The sequence below is a fragment of the Streptomyces sp. NPDC104309 genome, from assembly GCF_055584025.1.
On sequence record NZ_JBVJMV010000033.1, the window covers coordinates 1 to 21925 of the forward strand.

At 68.3% G+C, this 21925-nt stretch carries 17 protein-coding genes and 4 pseudogenes; 13 read left to right on the forward strand and 8 right to left on the reverse strand.

Annotated features, from left to right (window positions below):
* The 5 genes and pseudogenes from ACZ68L_RS33775 to ACZ68L_RS33795 form a co-directional block, all read left to right on the forward strand.
* Positions 1 to 393 (forward strand): annotated as a pseudogene (locus ACZ68L_RS33775) (hypothetical protein); the annotation flags it as partial.
* A 16-nt stretch (positions 394 to 409) separates the two neighbouring features.
* A pseudogene (locus tag ACZ68L_RS33780) lies at positions 410 to 833 on the forward strand (transposase); the annotation flags it as partial.
* A gap of 318 nt (positions 834 to 1151) precedes the next feature.
* Positions 1152 to 2207, forward strand: coding sequence for a terpene synthase family protein (locus ACZ68L_RS33785; protein ID WP_469584822.1), 1056 nt, complete (start codon positions 1152 to 1154; stop codon positions 2205 to 2207).
* Between the two features lie 528 nt (positions 2208 to 2735).
* Positions 2736 to 5450: an ATP-binding protein gene (locus ACZ68L_RS33790; protein ID WP_469584825.1), complete on the forward strand. Its 2715-nt coding sequence runs from the start codon at positions 2736 to 2738 to the stop codon at positions 5448 to 5450.
* Positions 5451 to 5557: 107 nt separating this feature from the next.
* Positions 5558 to 5716: pseudogene (locus ACZ68L_RS33795) on the forward strand (transposase); the annotation flags it as partial.
* A gap of 5 nt (positions 5717 to 5721) precedes the next feature.
* Here ACZ68L_RS33795 and ACZ68L_RS33800 read toward each other — a convergent pair.
* Positions 5722 to 6036, reverse strand: a pseudogene (locus ACZ68L_RS33800) (winged helix-turn-helix domain-containing protein); the annotation flags it as partial.
* 115 nt (positions 6037 to 6151) lie between these two features.
* Between ACZ68L_RS33800 and ACZ68L_RS33805 the strand changes: the two are divergent.
* Positions 6152 to 6412, forward strand: a complete 261-nt coding sequence (locus tag ACZ68L_RS33805) for a hypothetical protein (RefSeq protein ID WP_469584828.1) — start codon at positions 6152 to 6154, stop codon at positions 6410 to 6412.
* Positions 6413 to 6850: 438 nt separating this feature from the next.
* Here the strand turns inward: ACZ68L_RS33805 and ACZ68L_RS33810 are convergent, their stop codons facing one another.
* Together ACZ68L_RS33810 and ACZ68L_RS33815 are read right to left on the reverse strand one after the other, a co-directional pair.
* Positions 6851 to 7852: an IS630 family transposase gene (locus tag ACZ68L_RS33810; protein ID WP_469584830.1), complete on the reverse strand. Its 1002-nt coding sequence runs from the start codon at positions 7850 to 7852 to the stop codon at positions 6851 to 6853.
* 152 nt (positions 7853 to 8004) lie between these two features.
* A complete protein-coding gene (locus ACZ68L_RS33815; RefSeq protein ID WP_403883390.1) occupies positions 8005 to 8568 on the reverse strand; it encodes a dihydrofolate reductase family protein in 564 nt (187 codons plus the stop codon).
* Positions 8569 to 9155: 587 nt separating this feature from the next.
* Here ACZ68L_RS33815 and ACZ68L_RS33820 point away from each other — a divergent pair.
* The 6 genes from ACZ68L_RS33820 (at position 9156) to ACZ68L_RS33845 (ending at position 15478) form a co-directional block, all read left to right on the forward strand.
* A complete protein-coding gene (locus ACZ68L_RS33820; RefSeq protein WP_469584837.1) occupies positions 9156 to 10019 on the forward strand; it encodes a hypothetical protein in 864 nt (287 codons plus the stop codon).
* A gap of 274 nt (positions 10020 to 10293) precedes the next feature.
* Positions 10294 to 11253 carry a hypothetical protein gene (locus ACZ68L_RS33825; protein WP_469584839.1) on the forward strand — a complete coding sequence of 320 codons (960 nt, stop codon included), beginning with the start codon at positions 10294 to 10296 and terminating at the stop codon, positions 11251 to 11253.
* A gap of 131 nt (positions 11254 to 11384) precedes the next feature.
* On the forward strand, positions 11385 to 11762 hold the full coding sequence (locus ACZ68L_RS33830) for a transposase (RefSeq protein WP_469584844.1): 378 nt from the start codon (positions 11385 to 11387) through the stop codon (positions 11760 to 11762).
* A gap of 405 nt (positions 11763 to 12167) precedes the next feature.
* Positions 12168 to 12488, forward strand: coding sequence for a hypothetical protein (locus ACZ68L_RS33835; RefSeq protein WP_469584847.1), 321 nt, complete (start codon positions 12168 to 12170; stop codon positions 12486 to 12488).
* Positions 12489 to 13068: 580 nt separating this feature from the next.
* On the forward strand, positions 13069 to 13266 hold the full coding sequence (locus tag ACZ68L_RS33840) for a hypothetical protein (protein ID WP_317867307.1): 198 nt from the start codon (positions 13069 to 13071) through the stop codon (positions 13264 to 13266).
* A gap of 823 nt (positions 13267 to 14089) precedes the next feature.
* Positions 14090 to 15478, forward strand: coding sequence for an MFS transporter (locus ACZ68L_RS33845; protein ID WP_469584851.1), 1389 nt, complete (start codon positions 14090 to 14092; stop codon positions 15476 to 15478).
* Between the two features lie 54 nt (positions 15479 to 15532).
* Here ACZ68L_RS33845 and ACZ68L_RS33850 read toward each other — a convergent pair whose 3' ends face one another.
* From ACZ68L_RS33850 to ACZ68L_RS33865, 4 genes are all read right to left on the reverse strand, one after another.
* Positions 15533 to 16012 (reverse strand): NUDIX hydrolase, encoded by a 480-nt coding sequence (locus tag ACZ68L_RS33850; RefSeq protein ID WP_469584856.1) that lies wholly within the window; start codon positions 16010 to 16012, stop codon positions 15533 to 15535.
* A 30-nt stretch (positions 16013 to 16042) separates the two neighbouring features.
* Positions 16043 to 17644 carry an apolipoprotein N-acyltransferase gene (lnt, locus tag ACZ68L_RS33855; RefSeq protein WP_469584858.1) on the reverse strand — a complete coding sequence of 534 codons (1602 nt, stop codon included), beginning with the start codon at positions 17642 to 17644 and terminating at the stop codon, positions 16043 to 16045.
* A gap of 126 nt (positions 17645 to 17770) precedes the next feature.
* Positions 17771 to 18334 (reverse strand): hypothetical protein, encoded by a 564-nt coding sequence (locus ACZ68L_RS33860; RefSeq protein WP_469584860.1) that lies wholly within the window; start codon positions 18332 to 18334, stop codon positions 17771 to 17773.
* A gap of 59 nt (positions 18335 to 18393) precedes the next feature.
* On the reverse strand, positions 18394 to 19179 hold the full coding sequence (locus ACZ68L_RS33865) for a glutamate racemase (RefSeq protein WP_469584862.1): 786 nt from the start codon (positions 19177 to 19179) through the stop codon (positions 18394 to 18396).
* 58 nt (positions 19180 to 19237) lie between these two features.
* Here ACZ68L_RS33865 and ACZ68L_RS33870 point away from each other — a divergent pair, with 58 nt between their 5' ends.
* On the forward strand, positions 19238 to 20410 hold the full coding sequence (locus ACZ68L_RS33870; RefSeq protein WP_469584864.1) for a glycosyltransferase: 1173 nt from the start codon (positions 19238 to 19240) through the stop codon (positions 20408 to 20410).
* A gap of 52 nt (positions 20411 to 20462) precedes the next feature.
* Here ACZ68L_RS33870 and ACZ68L_RS33875 read toward each other — a convergent pair whose 3' ends face one another.
* Complete coding sequence (locus ACZ68L_RS33875; RefSeq protein WP_469585012.1) at positions 20463 to 21779, reverse strand: TerD family protein; 1317 nt, start codon at positions 21777 to 21779, stop codon at positions 20463 to 20465.
* Positions 21780 to 21925 lie beyond the last annotated feature (146 nt).

Here is a 21925-nt window from a genome sequence, read left to right on the forward strand (position 1 = left end):
ACTCGCAAGGTGAAGTCCCCCATCTCCCGTTACGCGGAAAGGAAGCTGGACGGCCGCCCCGACGGCAGCCGGGTCGTGACTTCAATGACGGTCACCCTCCTGCCGCCACCACCGCCGGAGCCCGAACTGCCAGCGACGACCGTCCGGGAGAACACCGGCAACGGCAAGCCCGGCAGCCGCATGGCACGCGTCCTGGCCATCCTGCAGGCAGAACCCGAACGGCTGTGGCGCTCAAGGGAGATCGCCGAGCTCCTCGGCGACATCACCCTCGTCGCCACCTATCGACAACTCGCTCGCTGGACCGAGAAAGGAATGATCAAGAGAGTCCGCACCGGCCGCTACGCGGCAGTCACACCGATGACGAATCCCTTGCGTGACCTGCGGAAACGCTAACTACCCGGCCTTGGATCAACCTCACATCGACGCCGACACCCGTCACGTGGTCGCCGTCGGCCGGCCCCTGCCGGGCAACCGCAACGACTGGAAGGCATGGAAACTGTCCGGCGCGATGGACGCAGTCGGCCACACCACGGTGATCGCGGACGGTGGCTACCGGGCACCGGCCTGATCATCCCGCACCGCCGTGAACCCGGCCAGGCTAAACTCCTGCCTGGAAAGAGGAACACAACGCCTCTCACCGCAAGGTCCGCGCGCGGGTCGAGCACACCTTCGCCCGCATAAAGGCCTGGAAGATCCTTCGAGACTGCCGCCTCAAAGGTGACGGCGTCCACCACGCCATGCTCGGGATCGCTCGCCTGCACAACCTCACCCTCTCCGCCCCCCGGTGCAGGTCCTCTCCCGCCCCTTCAGGGGCGGGCTCGGCGGAAGCCTGATGGTGGTGAACAGTCGCACTGACCTCACTCCAGTGGCAGCTGAACTCGGCGGCCCTGCAACGTCGCCCGCGTCACCGACTGGATCGACACCGCACCCAGAACACGACGCCGAGCCACGCACTTCCGCACTCTGTGCCCAGCCACCGCATGATCTGCCCAACATCACCAGCAGAGTCGCGTCGTTGAGTTCCGCGTCGAGGGCGCGATGCATGAAGAGAGGGCGCCGTGTCCCGGCGGGGCGGGTAAAAGCCGGTCCGTAGGGAAAGATGACAAGGCGCGGTCCTTACCCGTGCTGTAGCGGGCTGGAGGGAAGTTCTCGTGAGACGAACGCCTGCAAACGCAGGCACCGAGATCGTAGGGTGGGCCATCCCAGGGGACGGCGGGCAATGGTTTGCCCCCCTGCAGTGCAAAACCCGGGACCTCTCGCTGCTCAACCCCGACCTTCCCCACGTAGAGCCGCACGTCACGGCGTGGGCGCAGAAAGTGGGGCTGCTGTCTGCGGAAGCGGCTGAGCAGGCCCGCAGGGAGCGTCATATTGCCTTCGCCGGACGGGTCTGGCCATGGGCACCCCCGGAACGGCTGGCAGAGCTGTCTCGCTTGACCCTGTGGATGTTCGTCGTCGATGACCGCAGTGACGCCCGCGGGGACGATTCCGGAGCGGTCGACGCAGAGCTGCAAGCCATGATGCGCATCGTCACCTGCGCACAGGACGTTGTGCCCGAAAAGGCGCCGGGGACCGTACGCGTCCTGGCAGAGGTCGTGCCCCGATTGACCGATCAGATGGGCCCCGCATGGAGCGATCGCTTCCGCCGGCATCTGGCGGAATGGATAAGCACCAACCGGGACATGATCCGGCGCCGGGTGGAACGCAGCGTACCCACGCCTCATGCCTACGTCGCCTGGCGCCGGGTCTCCGGAGCGGTCGGCTGGTGCTTCGACCTCACCGAATACGCACAGGATGCGGAACTCACCGAGCTGGTGTGGTCCTCGCCGGCCTGCCGACAGCTGCGGGATACCGCCGCCGACATCATCTGCTGGACCAACGACCTGTACTCCCTCGGCAAAGAACTACGCACCGGCGAAACCAGCAACCTCGTCGTGATACTGCAGCACCATGACCACTTGACGCTGCAGGACGCTGTCAACGAGGTGCACCGCCGGCTCTCCCTGCGAATCATCGAACTGCCTGCCGCAATGGCCAGTCTGCAGACCACCGCCCTCGCCATGAACCTGACGGTGCAGGAACAGGCCGCAGTTGACCGGTACGTGGACGGGATCCGCGCATGGGCGCGTGGGTTTCTCGAATACAGCCAGGAATCGGCACGGTACGCCGAGGCCTCCGTTCCCCCAGCAACGGCGGGGCTGCGGTTGTGAGCCAGAATTGCTTTGGAACGGGCGACCGATCGATGTCCGCCCGACCGGCTCGGGAAGCGTCCTGAGCGTACTGGCAGCAGGACCGCACCCGGTCCTGCTGCCGGCCCTTCAGCGGCTGGCGGTACGCCCCGGAAAACCCCGAGGCCGACGCCGGGTTCGACGACTCGTCCTGGCGGCTCTGCGACCTCACCACGTCCCACAGGTGGCGCGCGAACCCTCCTGGGCCAACGACGTCTTCAAGTCGGCCCGTGGGCTGACCGCGGCCGGACTCGACGGCGACGCCACCGTGCTTGCCTGGCGCATCCGGGGCGGGACCGGGGACGAACCCGTCCGGGGACCGCTCAACGCCGGTGGATGTACGAAGCCGAACCCCACGCCGGCGTTGCGAGATGCCACCGCACGATCGCCCGCATCCAATCCCTCGACATCTCTGCCGTGTATATGTGTGTTTCGCTAGGCTTCCCCGCATGCTGGCAGAGCAGGGGGAATAAAGTGTCGGAACGTTACCGCACCGGGAGGACCACCGTCGTGGACGGACGCGATCGGGTGGGTAAGCCCCTGTACGAGCGCCAAAACGAGGTGGTCGCTGCTCGGAATGCGGTGGAGGGGATCTGCGCAGGCGGCGGGGACGGCGAAGGCAAGCAGGGTGGGCTTCTGTTCTTCAGCGCTGCCGCCGGGCTGGGCAAGACGACCGTGCTGGCCGAGGTCCGGCGCATCGCCACTGCCCGCGGCTGCACTGTACTGTCTGCCCGAGGCAGCGAGCAGGAGCATACCGTCCCCTTCCATGTCGTACGCCAGCTGCTGCAGCCCGTCCTCGCTTCCTGCACCGAGGCCGAGCGTCGCGAGATATTCGGCGGGTGGTACGAGATCGCCGGCCCGGCCGTTGGTCTGTTCGCTCAGCAGACCGGTACCGCCGCCCCGGACCCGCAGGGCGTCCGGGACGGTCTGGACTGGGTCGTCACCCAGCTGGCCGTGCGACGGGCACCGATAGTGATCGTTCTCGACGACGCCCATTGGGGTGATCTGGAGTCACTCGCCTGGCTCGCCGCGTTCGCGGTGAGAGCGCAGGAACTTCCCGTGCTGGTGGTCCTCGGCTACCGCCCGGACGAAGTGCCCACTGAGGCCGCGACGTTCCGCGAACTGATCGACGGCCGCAGCGGACGCCCGATCCCCCTGCACGTTCTCAGCCCGGAGGCAGTGGGCGAACTGGTGCGAAGTTCGCTCGGAGCGGAAGCCGACGACCTCTTCTGCCACGAGTGTTGGGTGGTCACCGGCGGCAACCCCTACGAGGCCGTCGAGCTCATCGCCAAGGTCCAGGACCGCAGCCTCGCCCCGAACGCGGAGTCGGCCTCCCTGCTGCGCGAACTCGCTGCGAGCGCACGCGGCGCCGGACTGGTCAAACGGCTGGAGAGGCTCGGCCACGCCTCTGTCCGGCTTGCCTGGGCCGCCGCGGTGCTCGGCACCGAGATCTCCCCGGAGCTGGCCGCAGCAGTGGCCGGACTGCCACCGGCCGAGGCCCAGGACGCCGTGGACCGGCTACGCGTCACCCGTATTCTCACCGGCAGCCGGACACTCGAGTTCATCCATCCACTCGTCGCCACCGCTGTGTACCAGGCCATCCCGCCGACCACCCGCACCGCGCTGCACGGTCAGGCCGCCTGGGCGGTGGCCGACGCGGGGCTGGGCGTCACAGCCGCCGCTCGGCATCTGCTCGAGACCCATCCCGAGGACGACCCACACACCGTCCTTCAACTGCGCGCTGCCGCGCGCGAGAATCTCCGTCTTGGCGCGCCCGACGCGGCTCGACGCTGTCTGGAACGTGCGCTGCGCGAACCGCCGGCGCCCGAGGATCGCGCGGGCGTGCTCTACGAACTCGGCTGCTCTGCCCTGCTCACTGCCCCGGCCGTCACCGTCAATCACCTCACGGCAGCCCTGGAGCAGCCCTTCCTGGACCCCGCGCTCAGGGAGGACGCCACCTTCCGGCTGGCTCAGGCATTCGCCCACAACGACCAGCCCGCCAGAGCGGCCGCCGTCGCGGGCGCCGAGGCAGCACAGGCAAAGTCCGCTCGAGCGCGGCTGCGCCTGCAGGCAGCGCATTATCTGTGGCTGGCCTTCGACGCGCACGAGGCGCAGGCGTCCGAGCGCTCCCGTCGGCTCGTACGGCTTGCCGAGCACGTGCCCGGAAAGGACATCGAGGAGCGGGCCCTGCTGTGCGTTCGAACGTGGGACGCGATGTTGCGCGGGGAACCGACCGCGAACACGCTGGCCATCGCCGCACGTGCCCTGGGACTGAGCTACACCGACCCGGACTGGGGTTTCGAACTCCCGAGCCTGACCGCGCTCAGCTACATGTACGCCGACGAGTGCGACCGTGCGGAAGAACTGTTCAGTTCGGCCATCGCAGAGTGCGAGCAGGTCGGGTGGAGTGGTGCCCACCTCTCTTTCGGCTTCACTCTCCTCGGCCTGGTCTGGTTCCGGCGCGGGATGCTCGTCGAAGCAGAGGACTGCGCGCGTGAGGGAGTGCGCCTGGCCGAGCGGGTGGGCCCCCGGGTGCCCGCCCAATGGTATGCCGTCGGACTGTTGCTGGACGTCCTGCTGTCCCGGGGCCGCGTCGAGGAGGCGCTTCGCGTCGCCGAGACGTACGACTTCGCGCCCCCCTACCCGAACGCGGTGGCCTTTCCCGACTCCCAAACCGTCTACGGACGACTGCTTCTCGCCCGTGGCCTGCGCGAGGAGGCCGTGGCACAACTCACCGCGGCAGGGAAACGGCTGGAAGCCAAGGGCATCCTCAACCCGACCTGGTGCCCCTGGGCGGGATACCTCGCCATCGCCATCGCCGAGGAGGACCCCCAGGGCGCCCGCGCCCTCGCAGCGGAGATGCTGCGTCGGGCAGAGCGCTATGGCACGCCCACCGCCATCGGTGAGGCGCTGCGCTTCGGCGCGGCGGTGGACGAGGACGGGCAGGCGCTGCCCCAGCGAGAGCGCGCGGTGAAGGTACTGAGCCGGTCCCCCAACCGGCACGCGTACGCTGAGGCACTGATTGACCTCGGCGCGGAGCTCAGGCGCGACGGCCGCACCGACAGGGTAGCCGAGCTGCTGTTCGAGGGTATCGAGCTGGCGGACCGATGTGGTGCCGACCATCTCGCTGAGCGAGGCCGTGCGGAGATGGCCAAGGCGGGGCTGCGGCTGCATCGGCAACGCACTTTGGCACAGCGTCGGGTGAGCGCCGCAGAGCAGGGCTGACCTTGAGCGAGGCAACGGGGTCGACCCCCCTGAATGGGGCCTGTGTGATGTCGTGATCAATCTTGCAGATCCGGATCCGCCTGGAAGGCGGATCCGGTGGGAAGACGATCGCGACGCGCAGGCAACTCACTGACGAACAGCGGAAGTTGATCGAGCCGTTCCTGCCGATAGCTGAGTACGGCCCGGACCCCGAGCGGCTGCGGGATCAGTTTGAGGGGGTGATCCGGCGGTTCAGGACAGGCGCGCAGTGGCGTGAGATGCCGGCCGTGCTTCACAGGCGGCACCCGCTGCCCGGGACGGTGACGTTCAACGGCGGGTTGCCGAGCTTGGCACACAGCTTGCTCATCGTGACCTTGACGACGGTGGTGAACGGGTCGGTGTTGGCGTCCCACGCCTTCTCCAGGAGCTCCTCGGCGCTGACCACCGTGCCCCGCGCCCGCATCAGCACCTCCAGCACCTTCAGCACGGCGTACTCCTTGAGGGACAGCGGCAGGTAGCGCCCGTCACGGTGGGCCTGTCGGAGCCCGGTGTCCAGTGCGATCCCGGCGCGTTCCAGCACTGGCGGCAGCGGCGGACCCGCCCGTCGGCGCCGACGATTCGCGCGGATTTACACCACCCTCGGAACCCAGGACCCCCTCTACCGGCGCTTCTGTCTCTACCGCGAACGAGACTTCCGTGAGGCGCCGGGCCAAGTTCGACTCGTGGACGACACTGAGATCACAATCAAGCTCACCTCCGACGAAGCCCTCGTCCTCTCGGACTGGCTGGAGCGAGTTCAGATGACCGACCTCAGCCGTCTGGTCGACGACCCAGCCGCATGGGTTCCGATCCACAAGCTCGCGGGGACATTGGACAAGACACTCCCCGGGATCTTCGCTGCTGACTACGCGGAGCGTCTGGCTACGGCACGGCGCCGTCTGAGGGAGACCATGGGCAGCTTCGCTGAAGAGCAAGACGGCTGAGTCAGCTGTCCCATCCGTCAGCACGATTCCGTGAAAGCCATGTCAGTTGAGAATACTGAGGGCCAGCGTTCTCAATCAACGTGGCACCCCACCAGGTCAACGGCTCACCATCTGACAGATGCACTTCGACAGGACATCAAGTCCAGTGAGACGAACTCCTCACCTGTCGTATCCAAGCTGGCGGATTCACTCGTTCTCGTTCTTGTTGGCAGAGGCCAGTCGACCTCGGACTGGCGTGGACCCGCTATTTCGACCGCATCGAGACACACCCCACCAACAAGAAGATCCCTCCGAAGACCGCCGCCTGGCGGCCTTCCCCGAGATCACGGTCGTGACTGACCTGATCCTCAACCCGGCGACGAACACCGCCGACTCCAAAAGAGCTCTGCCTGACGACGACAGCCAAGCTGAGCCGGCAGTTCGCGCGCACCTATTTGATCAGAAACTCAAATGGTTCTCGCTGATGGTGTAGCGGACGTGGGGGCCGCCGAAGTAGCCGCGGACGATGTGGGGCTGGCGTTGGCGGCGGTGGAAGAACCTGAGTGTATCGGCCGCGAGTTGGGCCTGGTCGCGTGCCCGGCTGCCCATGGGCAGGCTGCGTTTGAGGTCGGCGTTGACGAGTTCATCGGGGTTCAGCTCGGGCGAGTACGAGGGCAGGAAGTGTAGCTCGATCCGGTCGGCGTGATCGGCCAGCCATGTGCGAACCGTGCGGGAGCGGTGTGCGGAGTGACCGTCCACCACCAGGTGAATCTTGCGGTCGAAGTGGCCGAGGAGACGGTCGAGGAAGCGCCACATGACCTGCGCGTCGAAAGTCTCGGTGAACACCATGAAGTGCATCCGGCCCTTCGTACTGATCGCGGACAGCGCGTTCACGGAGAACCGGTTGCCGGTGCGGCGCACGATCGAGGTGCGGCCCTTCTCACCCCAGGTACGACCAGTGACCTGGTCGGAACGAATGCCGACCTGGTCGGCGAACAGCACTTCGCCGTCCTCGGCCTTCGCCTGTGCGCGGATCGCCGGCCAGGTTTCCTCCAGCCAGGTCCGCACCGCCTGCGGGTTCTGCTCGACCGCCCGCTTGTCGGGCCGCTGGAACGACAGCCCCCAACGCCGCAGGTACTTGCCCACACCCGGCTCCGTCAGCCGCACCCGATACAGCTTCGCGATCAGCTCACCCACCAGACCACGCGTCCATAACTGGCCCCGAAGGTCCAGGTCACACGGCCGGTGGTCGAGAATCGACTGCCGGATGGCCTGCTGCTCGGCCGTGTCGAGGACCTGATGTTCACCTGGGCGCCGCCCGCGAGGCTGGGCCAGTAGCGCCTGACGTCCGCCGGCCAGCCACTTCACCCACCAGCCTTCCACCGCCTTGAGCGAGACCTGAAACATCGCCGCGACGTCCTCGCGGTCCCGGCCCGACATCAACGCGGCTACCGCCCGCAACCGCAGAGCCTCCTGCCCCTGCGGCGACAACTGCCGTGCATCCCCAACCAGTTCTAGTGGTGGATGTGAAGCCGCACTGCCGGCTGTCCACCCCAGTGGTGGCGTTCACGTTCGCGTGGACCCGGCAGGCGGTCGAGTCACGTGACGGGCGCTCAGCGCCTCGTCTCGTACCTGGTCAGGATCACGCCGCAGGGAAGCGTCCGCGTCTCCACCAGGTTCAGGTTCACCCAGCTGTCCAGCGCGGTGAAGAACGGCGTGCCGCCGCCCACCAGGACCGGCGCGGTGGCCAGCACGTACTCGTCAATCAGCCCGGCCCGCATGGCCGCCCCGGCGAGCGTCGCGCCGCCGATGTCCATCGGGCCGCCGTCCTCGGCCTTGAGCCGGGTGATCTCGGCGACCGCGTCGCCGGTGACCAGGCGGGTGTTCCAGTCGACCTTGTCGATCGTCGAGGAGAACACCACCTTCGACATGTCCCGCCAGCGGCGCGCGAACTCGATCTGCGCCGGGGTGGCGTTGGGCTGCTGGTCGCCGGTCGGCCAGTAGGAGCTCATCGTCTGCCACAGCTTGCACCCGTACAGCGACAGGTCGGTCGCCTGCAACTGGTCGGACCAGAATTGGAACAGTTCGTCACTCGGCACGCTCCAGCCGATGTCGTCGCCGGGCGCGGCGATGTAGCCGTCCAGAGTCAGGTTCATGCCGTAGATCAGTTTCCGCATGGCGCCAACCTTCCGTGAGTCGGTCTCACGCGTACAGACCGGCGCGGCGCGGGAAACTCATCGGTGCGCGATCTGAGCTCGCATGTAGTCCTCGTGCTCGGTGGCTCAGCCGCAGACTCATCGTTCCGCCGAGGAGATGGCATCGATCTGAGACTGATCTTGGGTGACATCGCGGTGAGACAACAGAGAACCAGCAGGTCACAGAAGATCGACATGTCATCGGCGGCGAGACCCTACACGAAATGTAGGGTCTCGCGATCCATGGCGGAATCTCGTGGATCTTGGCGGGGTGGTGGCGGATACGCCACCCCGCTGAGATCTCATGTGGCGAGTGCGTGCGAGGGCTCCTATGCAACAGCTGGCAACCACGGGCTCGGCCGGTTCAGGGACTCTGTGAACCACCTTCGGTCCGCTGTTAGCTACCTGGAGTCCTTCCAGTAGATATCGGGTCCCCGGATGTCTCCGCCGCAGGAGAGAAGAAGGTGACGCTGGTTGGCGAGGGCGTGACCACCGCAGTGTGAGGCTCCGGCGGCGGGGGCCGGTACCTCGCACAGAATCCTGTCGTGCTGGGAAGGCACAATCGGCGCATGCCTGAGACCTTCGTTGACCTGGGATCCGTCAATGCGCCGTCCGGCGTGCTCGTGCTCGGCATGGCCGGGTGGATCGACTACTGGCGGGAGCTCGGGCAGCCCTTGCCCGAGCGCGCCAGGACGGCAGCGTCGTCGGGAGGACGCCATCTTCGCGAGTGGTTGTGCGAGGCGGTCGCGGTCCCGGCCGTCGCCGATCGGCCGTTGAAGGTGAGGGCGAGCACCTCACCATCCCCGTTCGACGAGGAACCGGCGATCGCGACCCTGGAGATCAGCCTCGGCCTCCCGTGGCCCGGGACCGCGGGCCGATCGGCGCAGATCCGGCTTGGGGACCTGCCCGTTGACCGGTGTGGCATAGTCATCGGCGACGCTGCGGGGCTGGACACGTGGACGGGAATGGACGGCGAGCCGGCCGACGGGCTCGCCGACGTCTTCTACTGGGGCCGGTACGCGGACGACGCGCACGCGCAGTTCGGCGGTGAGCGGATCGCGCAGTACGGCGTCGACGGACCGCACGGGTGGCTCGACCTCCCGCTGGCCGAGGCAGCCGCGCGCGCGGCCGAACTCACTGCCTGGTGCGACCGCCTCCATGGCAAGGGCCTCGTGGTCTCGATCGACAAGCACACCGACTTCCACCGTTTCCGGCGAGCCGGGTGGCACCACCCGCTCCGCGCCGGAGTGATTGAGGTCGGCGGCTGCCAGGTACTCGGCATCGAATGGGACCAGGGGGACCACTCGATGAGGCACCGCGGTGAGCGGGATGCCGGCCAGGTCTATCCGGTCACGCTTGAAGCCGACACGGCGGGCGGGACGGTGATGAGCTGGACCATCCCGCCCTACGACTTCGACGACGAAGACGAATGACGAGCCCGGCTCTGGGGATCCGCCACCGTCGTGAGACTGATCAATTCCGACATGTGGTGAGACGGGTTGGAGAGCTCCAGGTCACAGCGGTGACTTCTGACACGAGTCGCAAGCCGGCGGAACCGTGCGCGCCTGAACCGAACGCCTCACAGCAGTCCCCATACAGCACGTCGCGAGCCCATGGGTCAGCAATGCCAAGAGCCCGCGTTTTCCCCGCCCGAGGCGCAAGCATCTGGCCATCTTGTCACTTTATACGCCAGGAGCATTTCTTTCCGTGACCGCCAAACCGATATCCGAGTACCCGGATCCGCACACACCCGACACCGTCGAGCGCTTGGTCGAGGCCGCACTGGCTACCGACGGCATCAATGCGCCCCGTGAGGCTCTTACCGCCGCATTTGCCTACGCCGCCGAGCCGGTCGAACACCTCGTCACCACCGAGCGGGGTCGTGAACGCATCCACCCCGCCCGCCTGCGCTCCGTGCGCGTCGGCGGCGAAACAGCCCTGGAGCTGGATGTGCGGCTGTTCGGCTGCGCCGGCAGCACCTGGGAGCGCAACGACTCCTGCTGGGGCTCCCCGGCCGACCCGGCCTCGGCCAGCGCCGAGTGGATGCTCACGCCGACCGAGGTCTGGCACGGCTCCGACGGCAAGCCGAAAGCAGCGCTGAGCGTCACGATGACGAGTGCCGACCCCGTCGCCGAAGTGATCGGCCGCGCCTCGGAACTACTCAGCGCAGGCGACGGCCGCCGCCGCTACGACCTCTGCGCCGACCTCCTGCTGAACGGACAGGAAGTCCCCTGCCTGATGGTCGCGCAGGTCTACCGCACCCCCGAGGGCGATTTCTGGGCCTGGCCGACCGTCAAAGGCAGCAACCGGACGAAGGGTCGCCATCACATCCTGAAAGCCGACCAAGCGGCGCTGCTCACGACACCGGATGTGACTGCCGCTCTTCGACAATGGACGGTTGAGCGCAACGCCGAACTGAAGCATGCCGACTCGAACGAGCACCCGGCGCGACTCGCGCTCCAGATCGCCGTCGTCGATGCCAGGCTCATTGTCGGATGTACCAAGCCCGAGCTGCTGCACCAGGTAGCGCAGGCCGGAAACCGGCGCGACCACATCCACGCGAACCTGGGATTCACGCCGAACGAGTCGTGGTCACGAGCGACGCCATGCACACCCAGCGCGAGCACGCCGGCTACCTCCTGGGCCGCGGTGCCCACTACATCGTGATCGTCAAGGGCAACCAGAAGAAGCTGCGCAGACAACTCAAGTCCCTTCCGTAGCAGGACATCCCGCTTCAGGGCCGCGCCAAGGGCGTCGGCCACGGCCGCTCGGAGGTCCGCCGGATCAAGGTCGCCACCGTGAACAACCTCCTCTTCCCCGGAGCCCGCCAGGCCGTCCAGATCAAGCGCCGCCGCACCGACCGCAAGACCGGCAAGGCCACCGTCAAGACCGTCTACGCCGTCACCAGCCTGACCGCCGAGCAGGCCACCCCGGCCCAGCTCGCGCGACTCGTCCGCGACCACTGGCAGATCGAGAGTCCGCACCACGTCCGCGACACCACCTTCGCCGAGGACGCCTCCCAGCTACGGACCGGCAACACGCCCCGCGCGATGGCCACCTGGCGCAACCTCGCCATCGGAGCCCTCCGGGCAGCCGGAGCGAAGAACATCGCGGCCGGTATTCGCCGCAACGCCCGCGACCCCCGTCGCCCCCTCGCACTCCTCGGCCTCGCGTGATCACAAAACGGGCGTCACACAACTACGCCGAAGCCCTGCCTGGGAAGCCAGTCGCCACAACGAATGTCGCGCGGGTCGCAATGTGCCCGGAAAGCAACCGTCGCAAGACGGCGCCGGGCGGTCAAGATCCAGCCGGGTGCGGGAACCGTCGGCTGGCCGCACCGAGGTCGTCTCGGGCGCCTTCAGCGTGCCGGTCACGCCAGCCCTTTGGCTTGCGCCTTCAAGTTGTGGTGGAGCTCATCAGTCATATCCTTCGAGTGTGTATCCGCCCTCACGGTTGGTGGCATTGCCGTGACTGCGTCCGCCGCTCGGCCGGGCGCCCCAACTTCGTGCCGACCGCAACCGTGTCGGGGGTTCTCACGTCCAGTTCTGCAGAGCACGTCACCAAAATCACAGGGAGAACCTATGGCCAGAGGTGGCAAGGTCGTGAAGACGCCCCAGGAGAAGTCGCGCGAACGCTGGATAGCCCGATTCCAGGTGCGGCTGGCTCTGCAACCGGGCGTGGACCGTCCCGTCGTGCTCCAAGCGGTCAAGGAAGTGACGACCTATTGCGCTGACACTGGAGAGGAAGCCGAGTCCGTTTTCGGCGACCCGGACACGTACGCTGTCCAGACAGCGGCGCGACTCGTCCCGGCGGAGAGGCGGGAGCGGGAGGAGCAGCGCGAGACCAAGCGGAACGCTTTTATTTCGCTCGCGCGAAGGGTCAGGGACCTTGGAGGGCTGTAACGTGACCCAACTATTCCCACCGGAGCTGCGGGACGCGGAGCGACACTTGACCACCACGCGCGGCCACGCGGTCCGAGCAGATTGCCAACTCGACATCTGCGGTGCGCAACCTGGCGCTGGCGCTCGGACCCGAGATTCAGATCGAACATCTCACGACAATCATGACGACGGCGCTCACGGGTAACCATCCACGCCGAAGCCCCCAGCATCTCCAGGCCGTCGCAACCGTGCACCGCTTCGCCCTCCGCCATGGCTTCAAGCCTCACGACCTGGTCATCCAGGCATGGCGAGTGGAACTCCGGACCGCGCAGGAGTGGACGCGGAGAGCCCGGAAAGCAGGGTTTCCAGGGACCCGCTCCGCCGAGCTCAAGAAGCTCAACCCTCCGAAGTGGCCCGAGAGGGGGAGGTGACCGGCGCTCGGCCTGACCATCGAGCAGACTGTCGATCGGGCAACGCGCCTCCGGCACGAAGTGGGCATAGTGGTCCAGCGTGATGGTTGCAGACGAGTGCCCCAGCCCGCCAGTGTCACCACGGACTCCCCGCCCTCAAGGACGATCGAGGTGTACGTGTGCCTCAGCGCATGGAAGCCATCCCTGCGCTCCGCCTGCCACTGCCGCGGCTTCGCACACTCGTCTACCTCAAAGCCGCCCCGAAAGAGGTCGACCTCATCCCCGGCTTCACGGGGGACATGACGGGCATCGGCCACCACGGAACCTGCGACCTGGAGCTGCAACTGCGCAGGCAACGGCGTCCGCGATGGGGGTGGGTCCTGCGGTGAGTTCGAGGATGCGGCGGCGGATGCCGGGCTGGCGCACGAGTTCCGCAAGGACGGGGGCGATGTCGTCGCGGGGGACGTCGGCGAAGTCGATGGCCTGTCCGATGCGCTGCCGCTGCCCGGCTGCTTGGTGGCTCCGGTAACCAGCCGCGTTGGTCTCACACCGCGTGGCGACGGTTCGCCGATTACTGCGGAGAAGCACAGGAGGCAGCGGCTGGAGGGGGGCGGACTGATTGGGGGGCGTTGTTGACACAGGCGTACGGCGAGGAGTCGGGCGTTCCGGCCGTGGAGGGTTCCGGGTCGATGGTGGTGAAGCGGCGGTTGGCGGGGCATGGATGTGGTCGCGTGGGTTCATCCGGCCGTCTATGTATGGGTTTCACGGTGAGGGGGCCTGCCGGTGCGGGACCATGTGCCACCAACCATGGCCGGCTCCGCAGAAACCCGCCAGGCCTGACCCCAGGCGCGCGGAAGGGGAGAACACTACCCGCCCGATCCGCCCCGAATGCCGAAGTTCATCGCTGCGTAGTCAGCACCAAGTCAGCACGGGACAGGTGATCAGGGGTGCTGACATGCGGTTTCAGGTCAGCACCAAACCAGCACGGGAGTCAGCACCAGGGCAATAAACCATGCCTAATAGCGCAATCCTGACAGGCGCCTGCCGGCCTTCAATACGGTCCTCGAAGCAGTCTCGACGTGCCTGTCATGGTGGCCCCGCGCACACCCGGCCCGAGAACTATGGTGTCCCGCCACATGTGCCTCTGACCTGCCCATTCCTACGGTGTGGCGACACGAATCCGTCCCCGCCAACCGCCCGGAAGTGGTGTTCATGGCTGCCTCGGCATCCGCCCCGCCGACCACCCGCTCGCTCAAGCGCATCGTCGCCGCAAGTCTCATCGGGACCACCATCGAGTGGTACGACTTCTTCCTGTACGGGTCAGCCGCCGCGCTGGTCTTCAACAAGCTGTTCTTCCCCGAGTCCGACCCGCTCGTCGGCACGCTGCTTTCGTTCCTGACCTACGCGGTCGGCTTCGCCGCCCGGCCGCTCGGTGCCCTGGTGTTCGGGCACTACGGCGACCGGCTCGGCCGGAAGAAGCTGCTGGTGCTCAGTCTGTTGATGATGGGCGGAGCGACGTTCGCCATCGGGCTGTTGCCGACGCATGCCACGGTCGGGGCCGCCGCCCCCGTGCTCCTCACCGTCCTGCGTCTGGTGCAGGGCTTCGCCCTCGGTGGTGAATGGGGTGGAGCCGTGCTGCTGGTGTCGGAGCACGGGGACCCCGAGCGGCGTGGGTTCTGGGCCTCCTGGCCGCAGACCGGGGCTCCGGCCGGGCAGTTGCTCGCCACCGGGGTGCTCTCCGCTCTCACCGCGCTGATGTCGGACTCGGCCTTCGGGGCCTGGGGGTGGCGCATCCCCTTCCTGCTCTCCGGGGTGCTGGTGATCATCGGCATGTGGATTCGTCTCTCCGTCGATGAATCGCCGGTGTTCAAGGCGGCGCTGGCTCAGGCTGAGGAGCGTAGGTCGGCCGCCGGCGCGACGGAGAAGATGCCGCTCGTCGCCGTGCTGCGGCACCACTGGCGCGATGTGCTGATCGCCATGGGGGCCCGGATGGCGGAGAACATCAGCTACTACGTCATCACGGCGTTCATCCTCGTCTACGCGACCACCGCGGCAGATCTGGGCAAGCAGACGGCGCTCAACGCGGTGCTCATCGCCTCGGCCATCCACTTCGCGGTCATTCCGGCGTGGGGCGCACTGTCGGACCGTATCGGGCGCAAGCCCGTCTATCTGGTCGGCGCCATCGGCGTGGGGCTGTGGATGTTCCCGTTCTTCGCGCTGATCGACACCCGGAGCTTCGGGAGTCTGCTGCTCGCCGTCACTGTCGGACTCATCTTCCACGGCGCGATGTACGCGCCTCAAGCGGCCTTCTTCTCGGAGATGTTCGCGACCCGGATGCGCTACTCGGGGGCGTCGATGGGGGCGCAGTTCTCGTCGGTCGCGGCCGGTGCCCCCGCGCCGCTCATCGCCACCGCTCTGCTCGCGGACTTCGACAGCTCGACACCCATCTCGCTGTACGTCATAGCCGCGGTGCTCATCACCGTACTGGCGGTCGGTTGCGCCAAGGAGACCAGGAACCGGGATCTCGCGGACATCGACGGGGCCGCCGCCCCGGAGCCGGACGCGCCCGCGGCGCTGCCGGCCGACGCCCGGGGCGTCTGAGCCGTGCTCGTCGGACGGGCCGGGGAACCGGGCCCGTCCGACGAGCACCGGTCGTCACCGCTGAGCGGTGGGTTCGAACCAGGTGGGTTCGTCGGTCAGTGACTGCTTGATCCTGAAGAGCGAGAACTCGTTCAACGGCGGCAGCGCGTCCACCGGGAACCAGCCCACCTCCAGCGACTCGTCGTCGTTGACGCGCGCCTCGCCACCGGTCGCCCGGCAGCGGAAGGTGACGTCCATGTACTGGCAGCGGTCGCCGTTGGCGTACTGCACCGGTGCCAGGGCCTGGGTGAGGACCACCCGCTCCGCCACACAGCGCACGGCGGTCTCTTCGTACACCTCGCGCTCCGCCGTTGTCGCGGGCTGCTCACCGGGCTCGCAGATGCCGCCGATGACCGACCACTTTCCGGTGTCGGACCGGCGTCCGAGGAGCACTCTGCCTTCTTCGTCGAAGACCACGGCTGTGACTCCCGGCAGCAGGAGCAGTTGTCGGCCGGCGGTGGCGCGGATCTCGCGAATGAAATCAGGAGTAGCCATGGACCGACCCTACGTGGCGGGCGGGGTGGTTCAGCGGCTCCGCCGCATCCGTACCGCACGCGCGGTTGCCCAGCCGAGCCCCGCCACGGCGATCAGCGCGAGGATTCCTTCGGGAAGCGTGCCCATCCGGGTCGCGGGCGTCAGCGAGGACCTCAGCGGCACCTTGTCCACGAGCGCGTCCGGGGTGAACAGCTTCGACTTCTGGACGACGGTCCCGTCCGGGCGGATGATCGCGCTGACCCCGCTGGTCACGGGGACGACGACGGACCTGCTGTGCTCGACCGCCCGGACCCTGGACATGGCCAGCTGCTGGTAGGTCATCTCGCTGCGCCCGAAGGCGGCGTTGTTGCTGGGTACGGCGATCATCTGGCCGCCGTGCATGACCGTGTCCCGCACGGCATCGTCGAACGCGGCCTCGTAGCAGGTCACCAGGCCCACGTTCGTGCCTGCCAGATCGAAGACTCCGACCTTCTTGCCGGGGCCGAAGTCCCGTCGTACGCGGTCCACGTCGGAGCTGAAGAGGCGTACGAAGGAACGCATCGGGATGTACTCGCCGAACGGCTGGATGTGGCGCTTGTCGTACGTCTCACCGGGCCCCTTCTTCGGATCCCACTGAATGAGGGTGTTGCGCAGCTTGCCGGTGTCGGGCTCCACCACCGCCCCGACCACGGTGGGCACGCCGATCGCCTTCACCGCGTCGTCGATCACGATCCGAGCGTCGGCGTTGCGGTAGGGGTCGAGGTCGGAGGAGTTCTCCGGCCACAGGACGAAGTCGGGCTGGGGAACCTTGCCCGCCTTCACGTCCTGGGCGAGTTGTTCCGTGCGGCGCACATGGTTGTCGAGGACGGCGCGGCGCTGGGCGTTGAAGTCGAGTCCGAGCCGCGGCACGTTGCCCTGGATCGCGGCGACGGTCACGGTGCCGTCCTCGGCCGAGTCGTCCACGAGCGGCAGGGCGGCGTAGGCGGCGGCGACGGGCACAAGAACGGTCGCGGCCGCCGCGGCGACGGCGGCCCGGGGCATCTCGCCCGTGCTGCGGTACTTACGGAATTGGCGTACCGCTTCGTAGAGACCGAAGCCGCACAGCACCACGGCGAAGGAGAGCAGCGGCGTGCCGCCCACGGCCGCGAGCGGCAGGAACACGCTGTCCGCCTGCCCGAACGCGATCTTCCCCCAGGTGAAGCCGCCGAACGGCACCCTCGCCCGGACCCCCTCGTCGAGGGCCCAGACCGCGGCGGCCCAGACCGGCCAGCAGGCCAGGCGCGAGACGGCGGCGATCCCGAGGCAGCCGACCGCGATGAACAGCGCCTCGGCCAGGGCCAGCGCCAGCCACGGCACCGGACCGACCTCCTCGCCCGTCCAGTACAGCAACGGCAGCATGAAGCCCAGCCCGGCGAGGAGGCCGAGGCCGAACCCCGCGCGCAGTCTGCGTGTGTGGAGCACCCAGCCGAGCAGTGCGAATCCGGGAAGAACCAGCCACCACAAGGGGCGCGGGGGGAAGCTCAGGTAGAGGAGTACTCCGGAGATCACGGCGGCTGCGGGCCGTACGAGCCGCTGTGTCAGCCGTCTCCCCCGGGGCACGGGGGTGGATGCGGGCTGCTGCGGGTCGTCGACTGAGGTGATGGTGGCGCTCACCCGGCGGAGTCTACGGTGATCGTCTGTGTGCCGGGCAGTCCCGTTCGCGTGACGGAACCCTTCATGCCGGATCGTTTCGGCATTTTCCCGCGCAGATCCGGTCCCCTGCCGTTACGGTGCCGCGGGTCAGGCTCCGGCCGGCGCGCCGGTCCCCCGCAGGTGCAAGCGCTCGCGGATGAACCGTACGCCCGCTTCCGCGTCGTCGACCGTGATGGTGAACGTCCGGCCGTCACCGAGCCTGAGCACCAGCCCCTCGCCCCTGCGGACCACCACGGCCGTGCCCTGCTCGGGGCGCCAGCGGTAGCCCCAGCCGCCCCACTGACGCGGGGTGACCCGTGGCGCGAATTCCGCGCCCACCACATGGGTGAGCAGGATCCGGCGGCGCGGCAGGCCCATGTGGCCGCAGCGTACTTCCAGAGCGTCCCCGTCGACCCTGACGGCCACGTTCACGAAGGCCAGAGTGCCGAACAGCATGAGCAGTCCGGCGGCGACGCAGCCGATCACGGACATCAGCAGCGGGGCGATGCCGGAGGTCCAGTTGGAGGTCACGGCCAGTTGGACGCCGAGCGCCACACAGGCCGCACCCGCGGCGGCGAGCACCCACTGGGCCCGGTTGGTGGCCCGGCCGATCCAGACCTCGGAGTGGGGGTCGGCTCCGGTGTGCCTCGGTTTTCGGGGGTGGTCCCTCATGTCAAGCAGCGTACTCAAGAACCCGCACGCCGGAGATGGGTCCGATGGCCCGCGCAGAATCAGCGGGCGGGGCTGACGGCGCCGAGCAGTCGCCCCTCGGCATAGGCCAGAGCGGCTTCCGGCAGGTCGGCGGTGCGTCCGCTGAGAAGCACGGTGAGGCCTCCGGCCGATTCGGCCGACGGAGCGGGTTCGGCCCCGATCCGGCGCAGCGCCTGGGCGGCGACGGCACCGGCGGAGCCGTAGAGCGCGACGGGAGGCAGACCGGGCTGCCGGACGGCGGCACGGATGCGCTCGGCGACCAGTTCGTAATGGGTGCACCCGAGGACCACGGCTCGCACATCACGCGGGGTGAGCGCGGCGGCTGCGGCCACGGCCCGGTCGATCGCCGCCTCGTCCGCGTGCTCCACGGCGTCGGCGAGACCCGGGCACGGAACCTCGGTGACGGCGACGGAGCCGGCGAATTCACGGATGAGTCCGCGCTGGTACGGGCTGCCCGTGGTGGCGGGCGTGGCCCAGATCGCGACGGGGACGCCGCCGACGACGGACGGCTTGATGGCGGGAACGGTGCCGATGACCGGCAGTGCGGGTTCGAGCTCGGCGCGGAGCGCCGGCAGGGCGTGCACGGAGGCCGTGTTGCAGGCGACGATCAGTGCGTCGGGCCGGTGGGCCGCGGCCGCTCGGGCCACGTCCAGCGCGCGGGCAGTCACGTCCTCGGGGGTACGCGGCCCCCATGGCATGCTGCCGGGGTCCGAGGAGAGCACCAGATCGGCGTCGGGCCTCAGGCGGCGTACCGCGGTGGCGGCCGCGAGCAGGCCGATTCCGGAGTCCATGAGCGCGATCTTCACCCGGTCACCTTAGTCGACCGCCCTTGCGGTTCCGTCACAGTGGGGCAGACTGCGGCAAATGAGTGCCGTTGCCTGGATCGCCGTGGGTTCGCTGGCCGCGTGGGTGTGGCTGCTGCTGGGACAGGGCTTCTTCTGGCGCACCGACCAGCGGCTGCCGCCCCGGGAGGCCCTGGAGCACTGGCCGTCCGTCGCGGTCGTCGTGCCCGCGCGTGACGAGGCGGACATGCTGCCGGTGAGCCTGCCGTCACTGTTGGCGCAGGACTATCCGGGGGTCGCGGAGATCTTCCTCGTCGACGACTGCAGCAAGGACGGCACCGGGGATGTCGCCCGCGCGCTGTCCGTGCGCTACGGGGGCCTGCCGGTGACGGTGGTGTCGCCCGGTGAGCCGGAGCCGGGCTGGACCGGCAAGCTGTGGGCCGTGCGGCACGGGATCTCATTGGCACGGGCCCGGGAGCCGGAGTATCTGCTGCTGACGGACGCCGATATCGCGCATGAGCCGGACAGCGTGCGGGAACTCGTCGCCGCCGCCGTCTCGGGCGGGTTCGACCTGGTCTCGCAGATGGCCCGGCTGAGGGTGTCGAGCGTCTGGGAGCGGATGGTCGTGCCGGCCTTCGTGTACTTCTTCTCGCAGCTCTATCCGTTCCGGTGGGTGAACCGGGCGGGTGCCCGGACGGCCGCGGCGGCCGGAGGGTGTGTGCTGCTGCGGACGGAAGCGGCGGAGCGGGCCCGGGTGCCGGAGTCGATCCGGCAGGCGGTGATCGACGACGTGTCGCTGGCGCGGGCGGTGCAGCGCGGCGGCGGGCGGATCTGGCTGGGGCTGGCGGAACGGGTGGACAGCGTGCGGCCCTATCCGTGCCTGGCGGATCTGTGGCGGATGGTGTCGCGGAGCGCGTACGCCCAGTTGAGGCACAGTCCGCCGGTGCTCCTCGGGACGGTCCTGGGGCTCGCGCTGGTCTACCTCGCGCCGCCGGTCACGCTCGTCGCCGGGCTGCTCGGCGGTGCTCCGGTGGCGGCGTGGGCGGGCGGGGCGGCGTGGGCCGTGATGGCCGGCACGTACATGCCCATGCTCGGCTACTACCGGCAGTCGCTGTGGCTGGCGCCGCTGCTGCCGTTCACCGCCGCGCTCTATCTGCTGATGACGGTCGATTCCGCCGTGCAGCACCACCGGGGGCGCGGCGCGGCCTGGAAGGGGCGTACGTACGCCCGTCCCGAGGCCGCGCCGGACCGGTGAGCGGAGCCGGCCGTGGGCCGATGACCGCAGTGCCTGCCGGACTCCCGGGGGGTCATTTACGACCGGGCGTCCAGTTCATACCCCACCCGTAGGCGTAGTCGATGGTGCGCTGCGGGCTCACTCCGCGCTCGGGTACGAGATAGCGGGCCTCGCGCTGCACCGTGAGGTCTCCCCCGTTGTTGGTGAGGAGCGCGAGCGCGCAGACGGTGGACGGGACGGTGCATTCGTCGAGCGAGAAGTCGATCGGGGCGCCGTGCTGGGGCCGAAGGGAGACCGTCGCATGGAGATCGGCGAAACTCCGGGCGCCTTCATAGATGGTGACGAAGATCAGGACGCGGCGGAGCTTGTCCTTCTGGTCGAGGTTGATGGTGAGGTTCTCACCGGTGGCGACGGCGCCGGTGCGGTCGTCTCCGTCGAGATGGATATAAGGGGGCTGCCTGAGTGCGCCGAACGCGTTTCCGAGTGCCTGTACGACTCCCTTGCGGCCGTCGGTGAGTTCGTAGAGGGCGCAGAGATCGAGGTCGAGGTCCGCGTGGTCGGCGACCGCTCTGCCGAGTTTGCTCGCCCAGCCCTTGAACTGTTTGCGCACTTGCCAGTTGAGATTGACCTGGAGGACTCCCGTGGTGCCGCCCTGTTTGGCCAGGGAGACCGAGGGTGCCTCCTTGGTGAGCGTCACCTTTGACAGCCGGACGGGCGGGGCGGCGGGAGGCACGGGGGGCGCCGTCGGCGGTACGGGCGGGAGCACCGGCGGAGGCGGGGGCAGATCGTCAACCCGCGTACCTCCTTGGGTCTGTTGAGGGGATTGGGGTTGTTGATACGGCTGGGGCCGCTGTGGTTCATCGACGGAAATACCGAAGTCCGTCGCGAGACCTTCGAGACCGCTGCTGTATCCCTGGCCGACGGCACGGAATTTCCAGGCGCCCTGGCGCCGGTAGAGCTCGCCGAGGATGAAGGCGGACTCGACCGTCGCGTCCGTGCTGTCGAAGCGCGCGATCTCCGAGCCGTTCGACGCGTCCATGACGCGTACGTAGAGCCCCGTCACCTGACCGAAGGTGCCGCCGTCCGCGGAGGCCGCCAGGACGATGCTCTCGACGGCCGGCTCGACGCGTGCCAAATCGACGGCAAGGCTGTCCGTCACCCCGTCAGCGGTGGTGCGCTTTCCCTCGTGGCGAACCGCGCCGGACGCGTGGGAGGGCTGGTTGTAAAAGACGAAGTCGGCGTCGTCCCGCACCTTTCCCGACACGAGAAGCAGTGCCGAGCCGTCCACATCCGGCGTCCCCGGAAGGGCGCGCCACCCCAATTCGACCCGCACGGCCCGAGCCGCCACCGGAACATTGGCACCTTTTAGCATGATCATGCTCGCCCCCATCGCGAGTCCGGCTGCCCGAAGGCTTTTCTCCGACAACCTAATCCCCTGCGCGCCACGGGGCCCACAGCGGTGCGGCCACCGCCAGGAGGCAACCCGGTGAACCGTGCCGTCGTCCTCAACGACAGGTCGTCTCAAGGAGGTCATGC

What these genes read in the sequence shown, in the direction of transcription:
- ACZ68L_RS33815 (WP_403883390.1), bottom strand. Translation starts at nt 8,568, where the DNA reads ATGCGGAAACTGATCTACGGCATGAACCTGACTCTGGACGGCTACATC.
- ACZ68L_RS33820 (WP_469584837.1), top strand. Translation starts at nt 9,156, where the DNA reads ATGCCTGAGACCTTCGTTGACCTGGGATCCGTCAATGCGCCGTCCGGC.
- ACZ68L_RS33835 (WP_469584847.1), top strand. Translation starts at nt 12,168, where the DNA reads ATGGCCAGAGGTGGCAAGGTCGTGAAGACGCCCCAGGAGAAGTCGCGC.
- ACZ68L_RS33840 (WP_317867307.1), top strand. Translation starts at nt 13,069, where the DNA reads ATGGAAGCCATCCCTGCGCTCCGCCTGCCACTGCCGCGGCTTCGCACA.
- ACZ68L_RS33845 (WP_469584851.1), top strand. Translation starts at nt 14,090, where the DNA reads ATGGCTGCCTCGGCATCCGCCCCGCCGACCACCCGCTCGCTCAAGCGC.
- ACZ68L_RS33850 (WP_469584856.1), bottom strand. Translation starts at nt 16,012, where the DNA reads ATGGCTACTCCTGATTTCATTCGCGAGATCCGCGCCACCGCCGGCCGA.
- ACZ68L_RS33860 (WP_469584860.1), bottom strand. Translation starts at nt 18,334, where the DNA reads ATGAGGGACCACCCCCGAAAACCGAGGCACACCGGAGCCGACCCCCAC.
- ACZ68L_RS33870 (WP_469584864.1), top strand. Translation starts at nt 19,238, where the DNA reads ATGAGTGCCGTTGCCTGGATCGCCGTGGGTTCGCTGGCCGCGTGGGTG.
- ACZ68L_RS33875 (WP_469585012.1), bottom strand. Translation starts at nt 21,779, where the DNA reads ATGGGGGCGAGCATGATCATGCTAAAAGGTGCCAATGTTCCGGTGGCG.